We start from the raw sequence: 15559 nt of genomic DNA on the forward strand, positions 1-15559 counted from the left end.
CCGCAACCACACCGCAGCATCCGACGAACTACGCCGCATCACCACCGGCACAAACCTGCGCTAACCTAACCCCGCGACCTGGGGAGTTTCAACGAGCAGGACTGGGGAAATTCGCTGAGCGCCGTCACCTTTGACCTAGAAGGGCTGAGGTTGGCAAATCGTCTAGCCGGCGAGCTCGGCGACGCGGTCGAGGTGGAATACCTCAACTACCAAGAGGGTGCACCCAAGCCTGCGAGGGTGCGCGGAACAGGCAACGGAACGAACGCGGCCGCGAGAGCAGCATTCGTGAAAATGGCACACGACGCAAAAGTGGAGCATGAAAGCCGCTTGCACGTTCCGCCTGACGACGAAGTGCGCTTAAGGTTCGGTCCGCGCTAACCAAAAGGATCGCCTATCAACCGGGCACCAGGTCATCCCGGTTGACGTCCGGTTCTCGAATCGCTTAGTCGGGGATTCGAGCTGGAGGTGGATTGCGCAAACCACCACCGCATTTATCGAGCAAAAACCAAATGCCGTTGCAAGTCGCGTAGCGTCTGCAACGTCAACTGATCGCGAAGGCCAGTTGTCGTAGACCAATCGACCCCCGAGCCAAGAACGTCGCTTGCGAAGACAAACTCGGTCGACACAAGAGCCCGCGTCCAATCATGGCGCTTCATCGGCCTGCCTTGAACTATGTCTTCGGCGATCCTCGATCCAGTCGCAAACAGATCGGCTTTCGAAGCGAAGCCCGTCACCCTTGCCAACTCATCAGTGGGTCTGGCCGGACCACCCCATTCCCGCAGTCCATTGCGGAGAACACTTCTCTCAACGGATGTCAGCCGAAAGTCGACAGGCTCATCTCGCTCAGCCCCTCTGACGTTTCGATCGTCCGGGTAGGCCGAACGCCATGTTTTAGACCTTCGAACCTTCATCTGCACGGCGTAGTCGAGATCATGCCTGAGCACCTCCAACGCTTCTATCGGAAGGTTGCGATTGAACGACACCATGAACCGGCATTCAGGGAACTCACGAACCACGGCGAGCCAAGTGTCAACCGAAGCGACGGCGTCACAAAGATAACGGAACCGTTCGACACTGTCTTGTTCGTCGAAATGTTGTTTGTAATCGGCCGCCGATGTGATCATGCTCCATTCTGACCACGACGGCATGAACTCGCTGCATCTCTCACAACCGACTACGCAACCCTGCCCCACTTGACGTCCGGCAATGGAGACTTGGGCGGAGCCGTCTGAGACTGATTTTTTAGCGGCCTGCGGCGTAGTGATTGTTGGTCTGGGCCTGGGTGAACACGGTTGTGTACACGGCGGCGTAGCGGAGGGTTCCGGTAAAGAAAGTGTTCGTTCCGGTGTTGGGCCAGCCGTTTTGGTTTCCTTGCCCGAAACGCCAGTACCCGGCGTGGGGCTCGGCGGCGGTGTAGGTGGTGTTGCTGGCGGCGAGGGTCCCGTCGAGGTAGAGGTTCATGCCCGTTCCGGCGGAGAATGTGGCGATCATGTGGTGCCAGGCGCCGTTGGCGTACCCGGCGGGGCTGGTGATGACTTGCACAGCGTTGTTGTAGGTGCCGAAGATCACTTGCCCGGTGGGTGAGAGGTATACCTGGCGGTCGTACTGGCCGGACGCGGTTCCGGTTTGTCCGTTTTCGAACCCGACGATCTTGCCCGACGCGACGGATGTTTTGAACCAGGTCTCGAGGGTGAAGGTTGCGGGGCTGGTGACCTGGGTGGGGGTGGTGAGGTAGCTGGTGCTGCCGTTGAGCACGTAGGAGCTGCCGGTGTCGCGGGGGCAAGCGATCGGGGTGGTTGTGCTCGACGCAAGAGAGCCCTGGTAAGTGCCGTTCGCGTTCTTCCCTGAGATGTCCGCTGCGACGGTGCCGGTGGTTTCGGTCAGGGGGTATTGAAAGAGGGCGTTGGCTTTGTCGACGCCGTAGGCGCCGGTGCAGGTGAAGTTCGCAGCCGTCGCTGCAGTGTCGGTGTTGTTGGTGATCTTGGCTACATACGCTGAAGACGTACCGGGTGCGAACGCGGTCACGGCGATCACCGCGATGAGCAGGAAAGTCAGGGCAGTGATGCCTAGGCCACGCCAGGGGGCGAGGGGCGGGTTGCCGGGTGTGCGGATGCTCATGCGGTGCCGTTTTCTGGGTCTGCGGGCAGGCCGATGATGATTGTCCAGAGCAGCGGTATCGCGCAGACCGCGAGGAGGATGACCCAGCCCAGAAGGGACAGGTTCAAAGCCGAGGCGAGATGGTATTGGCTGGTGTCGAGGAGACTCGGAACGGTGAGGGTGCCGACTTGCCCGGTCACGAGGTCGGCGGTGTTTCCGCCGGCGGCTTGGACCCGGATCGGGAGGATTCCGGTGGACACGACTGTTGCGGTGGCTCCGGTGGTGTCGGCGGTGGTGCTGAGGACGACGATCCCGATCAGGGGGCGGAGGATGTACGCTGCGACGGCTACGACGAGGGAGGTTCCGGCGACCCGGAGCGCGGATCGGGTTGTCGGAGACCGGAACATCGACGATAGGGCCCAGACCAGGAGCGACCCGACGGCGACGATCGGGATGGCTTTCACGACCCAGCCGGCCGTTGGGAGGATGAAGCTCGCGTGGCCGATGATGTCAGAGGACCGCAGTTGCCACGGGTCGGTTGCGCCGTTGATGTCTCCGCGGGTGCTGATGGCGCCGTCCGCGTCGATGCTGATGATGCGGTGGGTGTAGACCTCGTCAGGTGTTGTCGGGGGGTGGAACGTGATTACGTCTCCGACCTCGTTGGAGTCATAGGTGGGGGTGGTGAGGATCAAAGTCCCCACGGGTGCTGTTTCCCCCATCGAGGGGGTCTGCACCACGAACCACCGCCCACCGGTCAGGAAGAACACCAAAGCGGCAAGAAGGACCGCGCCTAGAACGGACGCCGCCGTGACGAACAGAAACCGGCCAGGGAGACTGAGGGGGGCCTGTTTGGGGATCCACCGGTAGGGTCCGGAATGAGCACCCTTCTGTTCGCGTTGTGACGGCATCGGGCTCCTTCCTAACAGTTCACCAGCGAAGTACCGGGCGTGGGGGTGAAAGAGGTATCGCGGATCCGCCCCGGACTACTGAGGCGAACCCGCGATACCCACGATGAGGTGGATGGGAACTAGCTGCCGAAGGTCCAGGTCAGCGGCAGCGAAGCCTGCAGGCCTTGGTACGTGTTACCCGCGGTCGACGCGAGGGTGACAGCGAATGAGAACGGAACCAACACACCTGCCGCCGGCGCTGAGGGCATTGTGAACGCGGCAGGCGCTGCGCCGGCGAGGGAGGCGAGGGTGCCGCTGAACACGGTCGTCGCACCCGAGGTGATGACGATGTTCATTTTCGCGCAGAGATCCGTGGCCGTACCGTTCTGGGTTCCGACGTTTGTCTGGGTGCATGTCGCACCAGGCGTGAGGGTGAACGTCGTCGCGGCGACCGTGCCGATGTTCTTGATCGTGATGGGGGTCGTAACCGTGTTACCCGGCGTCATGGTCGTGCTGCCACCGAATTTGTTGATCGTCGCGCACGTCGAAGCGTTCGTCGAGACGCTGCCACCGTCGGTGCTGAGGCAGGTGACCGTGGCGCCGGAGTTCTGCTCCTGCATGACGAGCGCACCCGTCGCTGCGGTGTTCTGCGAGTTGGTGATGCTCGCAACGAACCCGGACATCGTCCCGGTGAGGCTCAGGGAGAGAAGGACAGCACCGAGGACACCGGCGCCGAGAGCGACAGGTGCGAAACGGCGGCGTTTGTTCTTCGGAAGAGCAGCGTGACCAGACATGAATGAATCCCCTTAGGAGTGAAGTGAGTGAAGCTTTGCCCTGAAATCACCCTGCGGGTTATCTACATCATCGGCAAGCACCTTTAGTATGAAGAAACATTAGAGCTAATGCAAACCCCCCGTTTTGGGGCGCAGCACCCCCTAAACCAGCACCCTATGCTCGAACGAACCCCTCTGTTCCTAGCGGAGGCACTCAACCGAAAGATTTCACCCCATGGCCATGCTGATTACCAAGGACGACGCCACCAAAAAGGGGCACCTCACCGCACTTCCCCGCGCTTCGAAGCCAAAGAAGGAGGCAGCGGAGCACGCTACCGCAGCCGACGGGGCGGCCGAGTATGCATCCGCGCTGCACCGGCTGGATGTGGAACACCGGAAGCTCCGCACCGCGTTCGCCGATCACCTCGGCCTTACCCACAACGAATACGACGCCTTCATGCACATCGCCGAAACCGGCACCACCACACCCAAAGAACTTGCCGCAACCCTCCGATTCACGACTGGCGCAACGACCGCGATGATCGACCGACTCGAAAAAGTCGACCTCGTACACCGGATCCCGAATCCGGACGACCGGCGAAGCGTGCTCCTAGAACCCACCCCCCACGGCAAAACCCAAGCCGCATGGGTCGTCAACGCCTACACCAGCCTCGCCGCCACCGCCGTCACAACCCACAACGCGCTCACAGCAAACGAACTCACCGAGACCATCGACCACATTACTGAAATCATTAACACGACCACCACACATATCGCCGACCCGGCGCATTGAACACTGCCCCCATACCTGGCCTGGAACATCGGTCCGCAAAGCTGAACCAGATCGATGGCTAAATACGGCCGCCGCGCAACACTCAACAATCTGCCGGTTTGACCGGCCGCAGATCGCGTCAGACAACTGGAAGCGACTTGTCCGGCGTATCCTGCCGCCCGCCACCCTGTCCACGCGAAAGAGCTCACCGTAGACGTGGAACGCACCATTCAGTGGCTCCAAAATAACGTCAGCGAGCGTCACTTACAAGTCGCGCCACGGCACCGATTGGTTGAACCCGTCCCACTGAGCGACCCGTCTAAGGTCTGCACCAGACTAAACGACGCCCACTCCCCCAAGGACGCGGCTCACGCAGGAGCTCATGCCGTTGGTTATGGGGTTTCCCCATCAGGGACGACGTAGCTTGCACGGAGATTCAGGGCGCGGCTGAGGAAGCAAATCTACGCACTTCCGCTTCAGGCTCCGTCAGGGGAAGTTCCACAACAAAGTTTCGGCCCACCTCCATACTGAGAAGTTCGGCTAGCCTCGCCCCCTCTGCTTCAAAGGCGTCCCTCAGACTTGGACTCGACCAGGTCTGCTCATCGGGACGACCACGGTGTAGGAAAGCTCCCAATTCTGCATGGCCTCCACTAGACCATTTGAAAGTCTGGACTTGTCGTATGAAACCGGACTCGGGAAGCCAGATCACACTCTCTGCATCATCGGGAAGGAGGTGGATGACCTTCGGGTCGAGGATCTCAGGGTCGCTCATACGACGACACTAGGCCCAACACTGGGATGACGGCCTTGATCGGCGAGGAATGAAACGAGTCAGCGATCTCGCGGACCCAATCGACATGTATCTCGCGACAGGATGTCGAACTGGTGAGGTGCTGGCCGCCAGGTGGGAGGCAGTGAATTTCACGGCGGCGCCGGCTACGTTCACTATCGCAGGGGACGGTGGTCCGCAAAGCCGGCGGTCTTGTCATTCAGCCCAAGACGAAGAGCGCCAGCTCCCAGCGCGTCGTGAAGCTCTCTCCTTTTGCGCACTCGATGCTAGAGCGTCGGAGAATTGACGCATCGACTGACCTCGTGTTTCCCTCCTCCACGGGCACACTCCGGGCCCCGAGTAACTTCCTGTTGCAATGGCACGCGGCTCTGGAAGGGACGCGATCTCAAGGAGCATTACCGAATCATTCCGTTCCACCGTCGCGACCTCACTGCTATTCTGGAAACGTTCAACGTCTCCCGCCAAAACCTTGACTAAACATTGACTTTCGGCGAAAACTTTGAATCGCTAGACACCGAGATCCCCGAAATGACGGGGATCAAGGCACATGCGGATGTAGTTCAATGGCAGAACTTCAGCTTCCCAAGCTGATAGTGCGGGTTCGATTCCCGTCATCCGCTCCACGGGGCCGGCGAGGCTCAGCGCCGGGCGGCGCGCGCCGCGTCATCGATTCGGGCGACGTACCGCTGCCACGCGGCGGCATCGCGCGCGGGGATGTTCGGATCGGCGGGCCCGTTTCCGGCGCGGCCGTCGATGAGTTCCCGCATGATGTCTGCGTGCCCGGCATGGCGGGCGACCTCCGCGACGACGTGCACGAGGATCTGGTGCATCGTCACGTCACAGCGATCGGCGGGCCACCAGGGCACCGTGCCGGTCGCGTCGAGAGGCAGGACGTCGATGGTTGCGTCGCTGTGGGCGGAGGAGAAATCGAAGAAGTCGAGCACCTCGACCCGGGACTGCTCCGCCGGCGCCCACATGTCCGCGTCTTCGAAGGCAGCATCCACGCCGAAAGAGCCCGGCAGACCTACGGAGCCAGCCAACGCGGCCAACGCCTCGGCAGCATCCAGAGCGGTGATCTGCTCGGCAACGGGATGCGTCGCCGAGCGCCCGAACACCTCGCCGAAGTACCCGAGCTGCACGCTCGCCACGTGCTTCACGAGCCCAAGCAGGTTGGTGCCCGTCGGCGTCAGCGGCCGGCGCACGTCGTACTCGTCCAGACCGTCGAGCGTGCCGAGGAGGTCTGACCGGCGCCTCTGCAGGTAGGTGCGGAGTGTCTCTTTCTCGTCCATGAACCGATTCTGCACCACCCTTCCGACACCGGATGGGGCTACCCCGTACCATGGAGCGGCGCGGAAATCTGTCGCGCACCCCAGACACGTGAAGGAATCACCCGTGACGACATCTCCCCGATTGGTCGCTTTCGACCTCGACGACACGCTCGCACCGTCGAAGTCTCCGCTCGACCCGGCGATGGCCGCCCTTCTCATCAGGCTCCTCGACGTGTCGCCGGTCTGCATCATCTCGGGCGGGCAGATCGCCCAGTTCCAGATGCAGGTCATCGACAATCTCGGTGACGCCAGTGAAGACCAGCTCGCCCGACTCCACCTGATGCCCACCTGCGGCACGCAGTACTACCGACACGAGAACGGCGCCTGGAGCCAGATCTACGCCCAGAACCTGACCGATGACGAGAAGGCACGCGCCCTCGAGGTGGTCGAGCGCGTCGCGAAGCACCTCGGCTTCTGGGAGACCGAGACCTGGGGGCCCATTCTCGAAGACCGCGGTTCGCAGATCACGTTCTCGGCCCTCGGCCAGGCTGCTCCCGTCGCGGCGAAGATGGCGTGGGACCCGTCGGGCGAGAAGAAGAACGCCCTGCGGGAGGCCGCCCAGGCGGAGCTTCCCGACCTCGAAGTGCGTGCGGGCGGGTCGACGAGCGTCGACATCACCCGCCGGGGCATCGACAAGGCGTACGGCATGAACAAGCTCGCCGACCTGACCGGAATCCCGCTCGACGACATGCTCTTCATCGGCGACCGCCTCGACGAGAACGGCAACGACTACCCCGTGAAGGCCATGGGAGTTTCGTGCGTGGCCGTCGAGGGCTGGCACGACACGGCCGCATACCTCGAGAAGCTCATCCCTGAGCTGCAGGCGGCTGCGAACCGGGTGACGGATGACCCGACTGACGGATGACCGGCTGACCGATGACCGGCTGGCGCACCTGCGGCGGGAGCTCGAGCGGCTGCGCTCCGAACTCGACACCGAGCTGAAGCGCATGACGGGATCGCTCGACGACGTGCGGGACGCCCGTGGTGACGCCTCGGCCGATGACGAACACGATCCCGAGGGACCGACGCTCTCGTCGGAGTGGTCGCGCATCGCTGGGGTCACCGCAGAACTGCAGGCACGCTCGACCGCGATCGACGGCGCCCTCGAGCGTTTCGAGCGGGGTACCTACGGAACGTGCATCCGGTGCGGTCTGCCCATCGACGCCGGGCGACTGGATGCCCGCCCCTTCGCCGAGCTCTGCATCACCTGTGCACGCCGTGGCTGAGTCGGGCGGCAAGAACCGCGCCGGCGGAAGGAAGGGCGCCGGCGACGGGAAGCGCCCGGGCGGGCTCGGCGGCTGGCTGAATGCACGGCTCTTCCCCTACCTCGGCCCCCCTCCTCTCGGCCCGTTCGACACCGAATCGGCCGAGTCGAAGACGGAACGCGCCAGTGCGGGGTCGTGCCCCCTCTGCGGACGACCGATGCGTGAGCACACCATCGATCGCGCCGGTGAGCGCACCCAGCTCTACTGCCCTGACGGGCCCGAGGCAGAGATCCCGACCACGTCGTCTTGACCCCCATTCGGGGGCTAGGCAGCGTCCCCCGAATGGGGCAACCTGATGTGACCGTGCGTGAGGGGGTCTCGACGCACAGTGCACAGCCCAGAAAGCCGCTGTGGCAAGAACGACGCTGGTGTTCCTCGACAATGCCAGGTACTCGTCGACTGACCCCCGGCACGCGGAGCCGGCGTCAGATCGACCAAGGGGACGAAATGACGACCGCACCACAGCACCCGACCGCGAAGCACCATCCGACCGCACCACACCACCCGACCGCGCAGCCGCACCCGATCGTGCGAAACCAGCCGACACCGTGGTTGCACGCACCCGCGCCGCAGGCTTTCGCCGAGACACAGGCGACGACCCGCCAGCAGTGGTCGAGGCAGGGCCAGGAGGCCCTCGATCTCTCAGCGGGCAATGTCACCTGCGACGACCCGAAGAACTTCCGCTCGCGGGGCGTGCTCTGGACCTTCGGCGACGTCATCGCCTCCGACGTCGTCATGACACCCTGCTCGATCACCCCCACGTTCGAGGAGGCGACCGGCGACGCCGACTATGTGAGTGTCGTCTTCATCATGACGGGTGGGTTCACCATCTTCGACGGGAGCCAGCCGTTCACGGTGTCCAAGGGGGGATCGGGGTGGTTTCCCGGCTGGACGAGGGTCACGGCCACGAATCAGCACACGTCACGTTTCGCACGCGTCTCCGTTCCGCGGTGTGCTCTCAACGGCGTGGAGAAGCGTCACCGCCCGTTCGGTGTGTTCAAGAGCCAGATGATGCTGACGGCGCCGGCCCTCTCGTTCGTGCTCGAACTGATGCACACGACCGATGAACGCAGCCTTCGGGAAGCTCGCCCGCGGAGCGTCGGCAGCACGTCGAACGGTCATCCGGCCGCGGCCGTGCTCACCCAGCTCGTCTCGGGGCTGTTCATCGAGCAGGCCGGTTTCCGGCTGGACTCCACCGACCTCACCTCGGGCCTCTGGGCCCAGGCCATGGCGGTCATCGACCGGGAGTTCGCCAACCCGATGCTCGACCCTGGCGCCCTGGCCGACCGGTTGCACGTCTCACTGCGGCACCTTCAGAGGGCTTTCGCCCAGAACGGCGCGACCATCAGCGATGCTGTGCGCGAGCGCCGCGCCGCCGCAGTCGTGGCGACGATGACGGGCGGAACGAGCCCCTACCTCTCGCTGGGCGAGGTCGCGCTGATGAACGGCTTCTCGAGCATCAAGGAGATGAGGTTCGCCCTGCGTTCGAAGCACGGCATGACGCCGAGCGAGTTTCGAACGACCTCCCTGGCGGCCGCCGGATGACCGGCAGAGGGCGCGCGGCGAGGCGAACCGCTCCGCTCCGCGCCTTCGCTCAGCCGATGCGCGCGACCTTCACCGCGATCGACGCCGTCTCGGCCATCCCGCCCAGCAGGAGGCGTTCGGCGATCGCGTCGTAGACCTGCCGGCACACTTCGGTGGCCGGCAGACCCTCGCTCACGCCGATCGTGACCGAGACCGTGAGGCCACCGTTCGCCTCAGCGACCGCCACGACATCGTGAGCGACGGCGCCGCGCAACACCACCTGCGTCACGGCAGAGACGGCCTCGACCACGACGGGTCCCGAGGAGTAGACGGCCGCGACGCCGGGAATGAGCCGGACGAGGTCGGTCAGGTCGCGCGTCAGAGCAGTTCGATCATCCATTGTTCCCGTACCCCTGTCACTCGATCTCTTCGGCAGCGTCTTCACCGAGGCTGCGGGAGAGATGCACGTCATGGATCACGACGTCGATCGCCGCAATGGTCAGTTCGGTGTGCTTCAGGAGCTCTGCGTAGATCGCCTCGCGCACCCGCGCGGCCGCCTCGGGGATGGACTCTCCCCAGAAGACGCTCGCGTCGACGAGCACCGTGATGGGCTCGCCCGGAACCGTCACATCGCCCTGCAGCCGGCATCGCCCGATGAGAACCCCCGTCACGGAGTCGCCCGCGGCGCGGATGAGCCCGCGGACCGCGCCCTCGGTGAGGGTGAGGAAGGCCTGGGCGGAGGGATGCGACACCGGGATGCTGCGCCCGGCCTGCGCCTCGAAACCGATTCGGTTCAGAATGCCCGCGACCCAGCTGTCGTCGCGCGCCGGCTCGTCGATCGCCTCGGTCTCGAGCAGCGACAACGACACCCCCCGCAGGCGGATGAGTGCGGCCATGGCGATTTGGCAGCCGGGAGACGACTCGATCGACGGGTCGAACGGCAGGCAGCCGGCTTCGAGGTAGTCGCTGAGCTCGTCGATGGTGTGGCCGTCGAGATCGGCCGGTTCGAAACCTTCGAGTGCGATTTCGTCGCTCATCGCCACTCCTCCATCTCACGCATCAGATTCTTGCGCGCCCGGGCCAGCAGCCCGCGCACGGTCGAGGTGGGCAGGTCGAGCTCGGCGGCGATGTCGTCGTAACTGTACTCGGCGATCTCCTTGAGAACCCAGCACTGGCGCTGCTGGGCGGGCATCGCACGCAGTGCGCGGCTGAGCGCCGCCTCGCGCGAGTGCGCCTCGGCGATGCGCTCCGGCCCGTGTGCCCGGGGCGCCTCCTGCTCGAAGTCGTCGATGTCGACGTGCTGCTTTCGCGCCCTGATGCGGTCGATACTCTTACGGCTCACGATGCGCATCAGCCAGCTCTTGACGACACCCGCGTCGGTGAGGGTCGACAGCTGCTGCCAGGCGGTGATGAACGATTCCTGCACCACATCGTCGGTCTCGTCGTTCGACCCGAGCACCCGGGTCGCGTAGGCCCGCATCAACGGTCCGTACCGCCGCACGAGAACCTCGAAGGCACGCACGTCGCCGTCGGCCGCGCGGCCCACGATGGTTCGGTCATCCGCCTGGCTGAGCGAAGGGGGGGAATGGACATCCATTCGACTCACGCACCCTTCACAGAAATAGAGCAACCCACTGGTGTGACGAATGGGACTCGGCCACCGTCTTACTAGTGACTATCGCACAAACACCCCGGGCTTCTGCTCGGGGCCCCGCACTCAGATCAAGGAGCACACCATGGCAACCCCCACCACCCCCGCAACCGTCAAGCCGACCGTCGTGACCTCGTCGGCCACGATTCCCGCGTCGCCGACCGCTGAGATCGCCATCGGCAAGACCGTCATCAACGACGGCGTCATCGCCAAAGTCGCCGGTATCGCGGCCCGTGAGGTCAGCGGAGTGCACGCCCTCGGCGGTGGAGCGGCCCGCGTTCTCGGTTCCATCCGCAGCGCCATGAACAACACCGACCTCTCGCAGGGCATCACCGTCGAGGTCGGCGAGACCCAGGTCGCCGTCGACGTGACCATCGTCGCCGAGTACCCGGTACCGCTGCAGGATGTTGCGGACAAGGTGCGCTCGTCGATCGTCGACGCCATCGAGACCCTCGTCGGCATGGAGGTCACCGAGGTCAACGTGACCATCGTCGACGTCTTCATCCCGTCCGACGACGCCGATGACGAGACCGAAGCGCGGGTTCAGTAGTCATGACCAGTTCTGCAACCCGGGCAGGCATCGTCATCGGTGCCGTTCTCGCCCTCACCTGGATCGCCTTCGGCTTCTGGGCGTTCGTCTTCGTCGCCGTCGCGATGGCGATCGGAGCCCTCGTCGGTCGCGTGATGGAGGGCAAGCTCGACCTCACCGCCCTCATCGGCGCGTTCAGAGGGAAGCGTTCGTCATCGTGAGCACGGTTGTGGCGTCGCGTCCCCTCCGGGCGCCCGCCGCCGGCCGAACGCGGGTGACAGCGAAAGCCCTCAACCGCGTGATCGCCGCGGTGGCGGCCGAGGCTCTCGGGGTCGACGCATCGTCGGTCTCGATCGACCTCGCCGACTCCGCTGGCGCGCTGACCGTGACCGTTCGATCGCCGCTTCGCGTGGTGTCGCTCGGCCGGGTTCAGGATGACCGGGGCATCGTCGCTCGAACGGGCGGCACGCTCCTCGAGCGTGCCGCGGTCGCGCAGACCGAGATCCGTCGGCGTGCCTCCGACCTCAGCGGATCGAACATCTCCACCGTCACGGTGCGGCTCACCGGAATCGACGTCCAGTCAGAGAAGAGGGTGAGATGAGTACGACATCGCTCTACCGACGACTGAGCCGTCGCGAAACGCACTCCCCGCTGTCTGGTCTGGCCATTGTTCTGGCGCTGCTCGCCATCCTCGCGCTGGCCTACCTCGGCGTGGAGTTCGTGCTGCGGCTGCTGGGCCGCTCCGCCCTGCTCGTCGCGCCGGCCCAGCTCGCCCAAGCGGTGACGGATGCGCCCGGCTACCCGGCTGGCGCCCTGATCGCCGGCGGCATCGTCGCTGCGGTCATCGGCCTGATCCTCGTCATCGTCGCGTTCTCCGGCAGCCGCCGGGCCCGGCACACGCTGACGTCGGAGCGGGCGGCCACCGTCATCGACAACGAGGTGATCGCGTCGGCCCTGGCTCGGCACGCGGCCTACGCGGCCCGCATCAGTCCCGACAACACGCAGGTCACCGTTTCACACCGTAGGGCGATCGTGCGGGTGACCCCGGCCTCCGGGCTCACCGTCGACCGCGATGCTGTGAGTGCGGCCGTCGATGAACAGCTCGCTGCCTATGAACTCGAGCCGAGCATCCGTTCGCGCGTCATCATCGAGAGCCAGGGAAAGGTCGGAGCATGAACAGCACCAATCGCGGCGCGAACCGGACAGTCATCCTGCTCGCCGGTCTCGTGCTCCTCGCCCTCGGCCTGGTTTCTCTTGCCCTCGGCGCACTGCCCGGGTTCAGCAGGGCGTTCGATGATGCCGCCCCCGGCGTCACGTCGACGCTCACCGACGCGCTGAAGGCCACGCCGTTCAGCGCGACCGGGCACAGCTGGCTCTGGCTCATCGCGGCCCCGGTGCTGCTCGTCTTCGCCGTGCTGTTCGTCGTCTTCATCGCACGCCAGGGGCGCGGGCACACCCGCGCTCTGCTCTCGCAGAAGCCGACAGACGACGGCTCGACGGTGGTCGATGCATCCGTCGCCGAAGACCTGCTCAAGGAGTCGCTTGCGTCACACCCCGAGCTCGTCGGGTCACGCGTCACGACCTACGACGTGAAGGGCACCTCGGTGTTGAAGGTCTCGGTGTCGTGCCGGCGCGGGGTCTCCCCCGTCGATGCGCGCGACCTGGTGGAGCAACAGCTCATCGCCCTCGACGCCCTGCTCGGTACCACTGTTCCCGCCCTCATCCAGGTGAGTGGGGGGTTTCGCACACGAACCGCTGGGGTAACCCGGCTGGCGTGAGCCCGTTCGTTCGACCCGATCCCCGGGCCGACCTTCACAACAAGAAAGGCAACACATCATGAGTGCAGCAGACAAGATCCAGAACGCCGCCCAGGACCTCGCCGGCAAGGCGAAGGAAGCGTTCGGCAACGCCACCAACGACGACTCCAAGGTCGCCGAAGGCAAGGCCGATCAGACCTCCGCGAGCGCCAAGAAGGCCGGCGAGAACGTCAAAGACGTCTTCAAGGACTGAGTTCGGTCGCGCCGTTTCCTCGGCGCACTGATCAGAAGGAGCGGGGCGATGGATGCCCCGCTCCTTCTGTCATTCGCGGGCCGGTTGCTGGCGGAGTTTCCCTGCTGCTTGCTTTGTGTTTGCTAAGCAGTCTTTTTGACACGTGATCCTGTGAGAACGCTCATCATGAGTGCCCTGACAGGAGTTCGAACCATGAAGCTTTCCCCACCCCCGGCGCGCGGAAAGCGCCGCGTCATCTCGATTGCCGCTGCAGCCGTCGCAGCGACAGTCCTTCTCCCCGCCGCGGCCTTCGCCGGTGCCGGCGTCGCCCTCTCGGCCAACGGGGGCGCAACCCGTCTCGACGGCGACCAGACCACCGCCATCCGCTCGGAGATCAAGAACGCCTCCGCGAAGAACGTCATCCTGCTCATCGGTGATGGCATGGGCGACTCCGAGATCACCATCGCGCGTGACTACGCGTACGGTGCCGCCGGCCGCCTCCCCGGAATCGATGCCCCGCCCCTCACCGGCCAGTACACGACCTACTCGCTCTACAAAGACGGCGAGAACAAGGGCAAGCCCGACTACGTGCCGGACTCCGCCGCGACCGGCAGCGCCTGGTCGACCGGCACCAAGACCTACGACAACGCGATCTCCGTCGACATCGACGGAAAGCCGCAGCAGACGATCACCGAGATCGCCAAGGCCAACGGAATGAACACCGGTGACGTCAGCACCGCCGAGATCCAGGATGCCACGCCCGCCGTCCAGGTCGCCCACGTCGGCGCCCGCTCCTGCTACGGCCCCGACTCCCCCACCTGCGGCAGCGACGCCCTCGCCGCCGGCGGACTCGGCTCGATCAGCGAGCAGCTGCTCAACACCCGCGCAGACGTCACCCTGGGTGGAGGCGCGGCAACGTTCGCGCAGACCGCCAAGGCCGGCGCCTACTCGGGCCAGACCCTCTTCTCGCAGGCTTCGGCTCGCGGCTACCAGGTCGTTCAGGATGCTGCCGGCCTCAACGCGGTGAAGACCGCCGACCAGAGCAAGCCCGTTCTCGGCCTGTTCACGCCCGGCAACTTCCCCACCCGCTTCCTCCCCACGGTCGCCACCGTCGGTGGAGCGGATGCCGCACCGAGCACCTGCGCCCTGAACCCCGACCGGCTCACCAACGACCTGTCGCTGCCGAACCTGACGAACAAGGCGATCTCGCTGCTCGACACCAACAAGAACGGCAAGGGCTTCTTCCTCCAGGTCGAAGGCGCGTCGATCGACAAGCAGGACCACGCTGCGAACGCCTGCGGCCAGATCGGTGAGACCCTCGACTTCGACGAAGCCGTTCAGGCAGCAATGGCCTTCGCGAAGAAAGACGGCAACACGCTCGTCATCGTGACTGCCGACCACGCCCACTCGAGCCAGATCGTCGACAGCACGCCGCCGACCTCGCTGAGCACCGCGCTCAAGACGGTCGACGGCACCACGCTGAAGATCTCCTACGGAACCGCCGCCGCCGGTGGATCGCAGCAGCACACGGGCACCCAGGTGCGCGTCGCGGCCTACGGCCCCGGAGCTGCGAACGTTGTCGGTCTGACCGACCAGACCGACACCTTCTTCACCATCACGGACACCCTCAAGGTGAACAAGGACCTGCCCAGCCTGAGCCGCAGCGCGAGCGCCGCGTCGAGCGACTACCGCCCCACCAAGGGCGAGAAGATCACGATCACGGGAACCCGTTTCAACGGCGACCGCCAGGTCACCGTGACCTCCTCGATCGGCGCCACCGTCGGCACCTTCGACGTGATCGACGGCAAGGTCACCGTGCCGTTCACCGCGCCGAACACGGCCGGCGACGTGACGCTCACCCTGACGGGTGTGCAGTCGGGCAAGAGCTTCCCGGTGAAGATCACCGTCAAGTAGCTCGACCCGTTACGCCTCGAGGGCGGCTTCACCGGAACAC

Annotated in this window: 20 protein-coding genes and 1 tRNA gene; 13 read left to right on the forward strand and 8 right to left on the reverse strand. The window is 64.9% G+C overall.

Annotated features, from left to right (window positions below; translation table 11 throughout):
- Positions 1–491 precede the first annotated feature (491 nt).
- The 4 genes from B7R24_RS17725 to B7R24_RS00030 form a co-directional block, all read right to left on the reverse strand.
- Positions 492–1124, reverse strand: coding sequence for a hypothetical protein (locus B7R24_RS17725; RefSeq protein WP_216363575.1), 633 nt, complete (start codon positions 1122–1124; stop codon positions 492–494).
- Between the two features lie 118 nt (positions 1125–1242).
- Positions 1243–2118, reverse strand: coding sequence for a LamG domain-containing protein (locus B7R24_RS00020; protein ID WP_116416954.1), 876 nt, complete (start codon positions 2116–2118; stop codon positions 1243–1245).
- Positions 2115–3005, reverse strand: a complete 891-nt coding sequence (locus B7R24_RS00025) for a signal peptidase I (RefSeq protein ID WP_116416955.1) — start codon at positions 3003–3005, stop codon at positions 2115–2117. Before B7R24_RS00025 ends, B7R24_RS00020 begins: the two co-directional genes overlap by 4 nt.
- A 119-nt stretch (positions 3006–3124) precedes the next feature.
- Complete coding sequence (locus B7R24_RS00030) at positions 3125–3778, reverse strand: hypothetical protein (RefSeq protein ID WP_116416956.1); 654 nt, start codon at positions 3776–3778, stop codon at positions 3125–3127.
- Positions 3779–3992: 214 nt separating this feature from the next.
- On the opposite strand from B7R24_RS00030, the gene B7R24_RS00035 reads away from it, so the two are divergent.
- Positions 3993–4550, forward strand: a complete 558-nt coding sequence (locus tag B7R24_RS00035) for a MarR family winged helix-turn-helix transcriptional regulator (RefSeq protein WP_216363576.1) — start codon at positions 3993–3995, stop codon at positions 4548–4550.
- A 1318-nt stretch (positions 4551–5868) separates the two neighbouring features.
- Positions 5869–5942: transfer RNA gene (locus tag B7R24_RS00040), tRNA-Gly, on the forward strand.
- Positions 5943–5957: 15 nt separating this feature from the next.
- Here the strand turns inward: B7R24_RS00040 and B7R24_RS00045 are convergent.
- Positions 5958–6608, reverse strand: a complete 651-nt coding sequence (locus tag B7R24_RS00045; protein ID WP_116416957.1) for a DinB family protein — start codon at positions 6606–6608, stop codon at positions 5958–5960.
- 103 nt (positions 6609–6711) lie between these two features.
- On the opposite strand from B7R24_RS00045, the gene B7R24_RS00050 reads away from it, so the two are divergent.
- From B7R24_RS00050 to B7R24_RS00065, 4 genes are all read left to right on the forward strand, one after another.
- Positions 6712–7512: an HAD-IIB family hydrolase gene (locus B7R24_RS00050; protein ID WP_253259174.1), complete on the forward strand. Its 801-nt coding sequence runs from the start codon at positions 6712–6714 to the stop codon at positions 7510–7512.
- Positions 7493–7873, forward strand: a complete 381-nt coding sequence (locus tag B7R24_RS00055; protein WP_253259175.1) for a TraR/DksA family transcriptional regulator — start codon at positions 7493–7495, stop codon at positions 7871–7873. Before B7R24_RS00050 ends, B7R24_RS00055 begins: the two co-directional genes overlap by 20 nt.
- Positions 7866–8162 carry a hypothetical protein gene (locus tag B7R24_RS00060; RefSeq protein WP_147303924.1) on the forward strand — a complete coding sequence of 99 codons (297 nt, stop codon included), beginning with the start codon at positions 7866–7868 and terminating at the stop codon, positions 8160–8162. The genes B7R24_RS00055 and B7R24_RS00060 overlap by 8 nt, the downstream gene beginning before the upstream one ends.
- Positions 8163–8359: 197 nt before the next feature.
- On the forward strand, positions 8360–9457 hold the full coding sequence (locus B7R24_RS00065) for an AraC family transcriptional regulator (RefSeq protein WP_172582637.1): 1098 nt from the start codon (positions 8360–8362) through the stop codon (positions 9455–9457).
- Between the two features lie 49 nt (positions 9458–9506).
- Here the strand turns inward: B7R24_RS00065 and B7R24_RS00070 are convergent, their stop codons facing one another.
- Genes B7R24_RS00070 through B7R24_RS00080 form a run of 3 tightly spaced genes read right to left on the reverse strand, consistent with a single transcriptional unit; the run spans position 9507 to position 11033 of the window.
- On the reverse strand, positions 9507–9836 hold the full coding sequence (locus B7R24_RS00070) for a hypothetical protein (protein ID WP_116416961.1): 330 nt from the start codon (positions 9834–9836) through the stop codon (positions 9507–9509).
- 16 nt (positions 9837–9852) lie between these two features.
- The gene (locus B7R24_RS00075; protein WP_116417278.1) at positions 9853–10473 is read right to left on the reverse strand and encodes an Asp23/Gls24 family envelope stress response protein; all 621 of its coding nucleotides are present in this window, start codon (positions 10471–10473) and stop codon (positions 9853–9855) included.
- Positions 10470–11033, reverse strand: coding sequence for an RNA polymerase sigma factor (locus B7R24_RS00080; protein WP_116416962.1), 564 nt, complete (start codon positions 11031–11033; stop codon positions 10470–10472). Before B7R24_RS00080 ends, B7R24_RS00075 begins: the two co-directional genes overlap by 4 nt.
- A gap of 139 nt (positions 11034–11172) precedes the next feature.
- Between B7R24_RS00080 and B7R24_RS00085 the strand changes: the two genes are divergently transcribed.
- The 7 genes from B7R24_RS00085 to phoA all read left to right on the forward strand — a co-directional run bounded on the left by B7R24_RS00085 (position 11173) and on the right by phoA (position 15519).
- The gene (locus B7R24_RS00085) at positions 11173–11637 is read left to right on the forward strand and encodes an Asp23/Gls24 family envelope stress response protein (protein WP_116416963.1); all 465 of its coding nucleotides are present in this window, start codon (positions 11173–11175) and stop codon (positions 11635–11637) included.
- A 2-nt stretch (positions 11638–11639) separates the two neighbouring features.
- A complete protein-coding gene (locus B7R24_RS00090) occupies positions 11640–11837 on the forward strand; it encodes a DUF2273 domain-containing protein (protein WP_116416964.1) in 198 nt (65 codons plus the stop codon).
- The gene (locus B7R24_RS00095; RefSeq protein ID WP_116416965.1) at positions 11834–12217 is read left to right on the forward strand and encodes a hypothetical protein; all 384 of its coding nucleotides are present in this window, start codon (positions 11834–11836) and stop codon (positions 12215–12217) included. Before B7R24_RS00090 ends, B7R24_RS00095 begins: the two co-directional genes overlap by 4 nt.
- A complete protein-coding gene (locus tag B7R24_RS00100) occupies positions 12214–12792 on the forward strand; it encodes an MmoB/DmpM family protein (RefSeq protein ID WP_116416966.1) in 579 nt (192 codons plus the stop codon). Before B7R24_RS00095 ends, B7R24_RS00100 begins: the two co-directional genes overlap by 4 nt.
- Positions 12789–13394: a hypothetical protein gene (locus tag B7R24_RS00105; RefSeq protein WP_116416967.1), complete on the forward strand. Its 606-nt coding sequence runs from the start codon at positions 12789–12791 to the stop codon at positions 13392–13394. The genes B7R24_RS00100 and B7R24_RS00105 overlap by 4 nt, the downstream gene beginning before the upstream one ends.
- A gap of 58 nt (positions 13395–13452) precedes the next feature.
- A complete protein-coding gene (locus tag B7R24_RS00110) occupies positions 13453–13626 on the forward strand; it encodes a CsbD family protein (RefSeq protein WP_116416968.1) in 174 nt (57 codons plus the stop codon).
- Positions 13627–13818: 192 nt separating this feature from the next.
- On the forward strand, positions 13819–15519 hold the full coding sequence (gene phoA, locus B7R24_RS00115) for an alkaline phosphatase (protein WP_172582638.1): 1701 nt from the start codon (positions 13819–13821) through the stop codon (positions 15517–15519).
- The last annotated feature ends 40 nt before the right edge of the window (positions 15520–15559 follow it).

It is taken from the genome of Subtercola boreus (assembly GCF_003399645.1).
GTDB classification, from domain to species: domain Bacteria; phylum Actinomycetota; class Actinomycetes; order Actinomycetales; family Microbacteriaceae; genus Subtercola; species Subtercola boreus_A.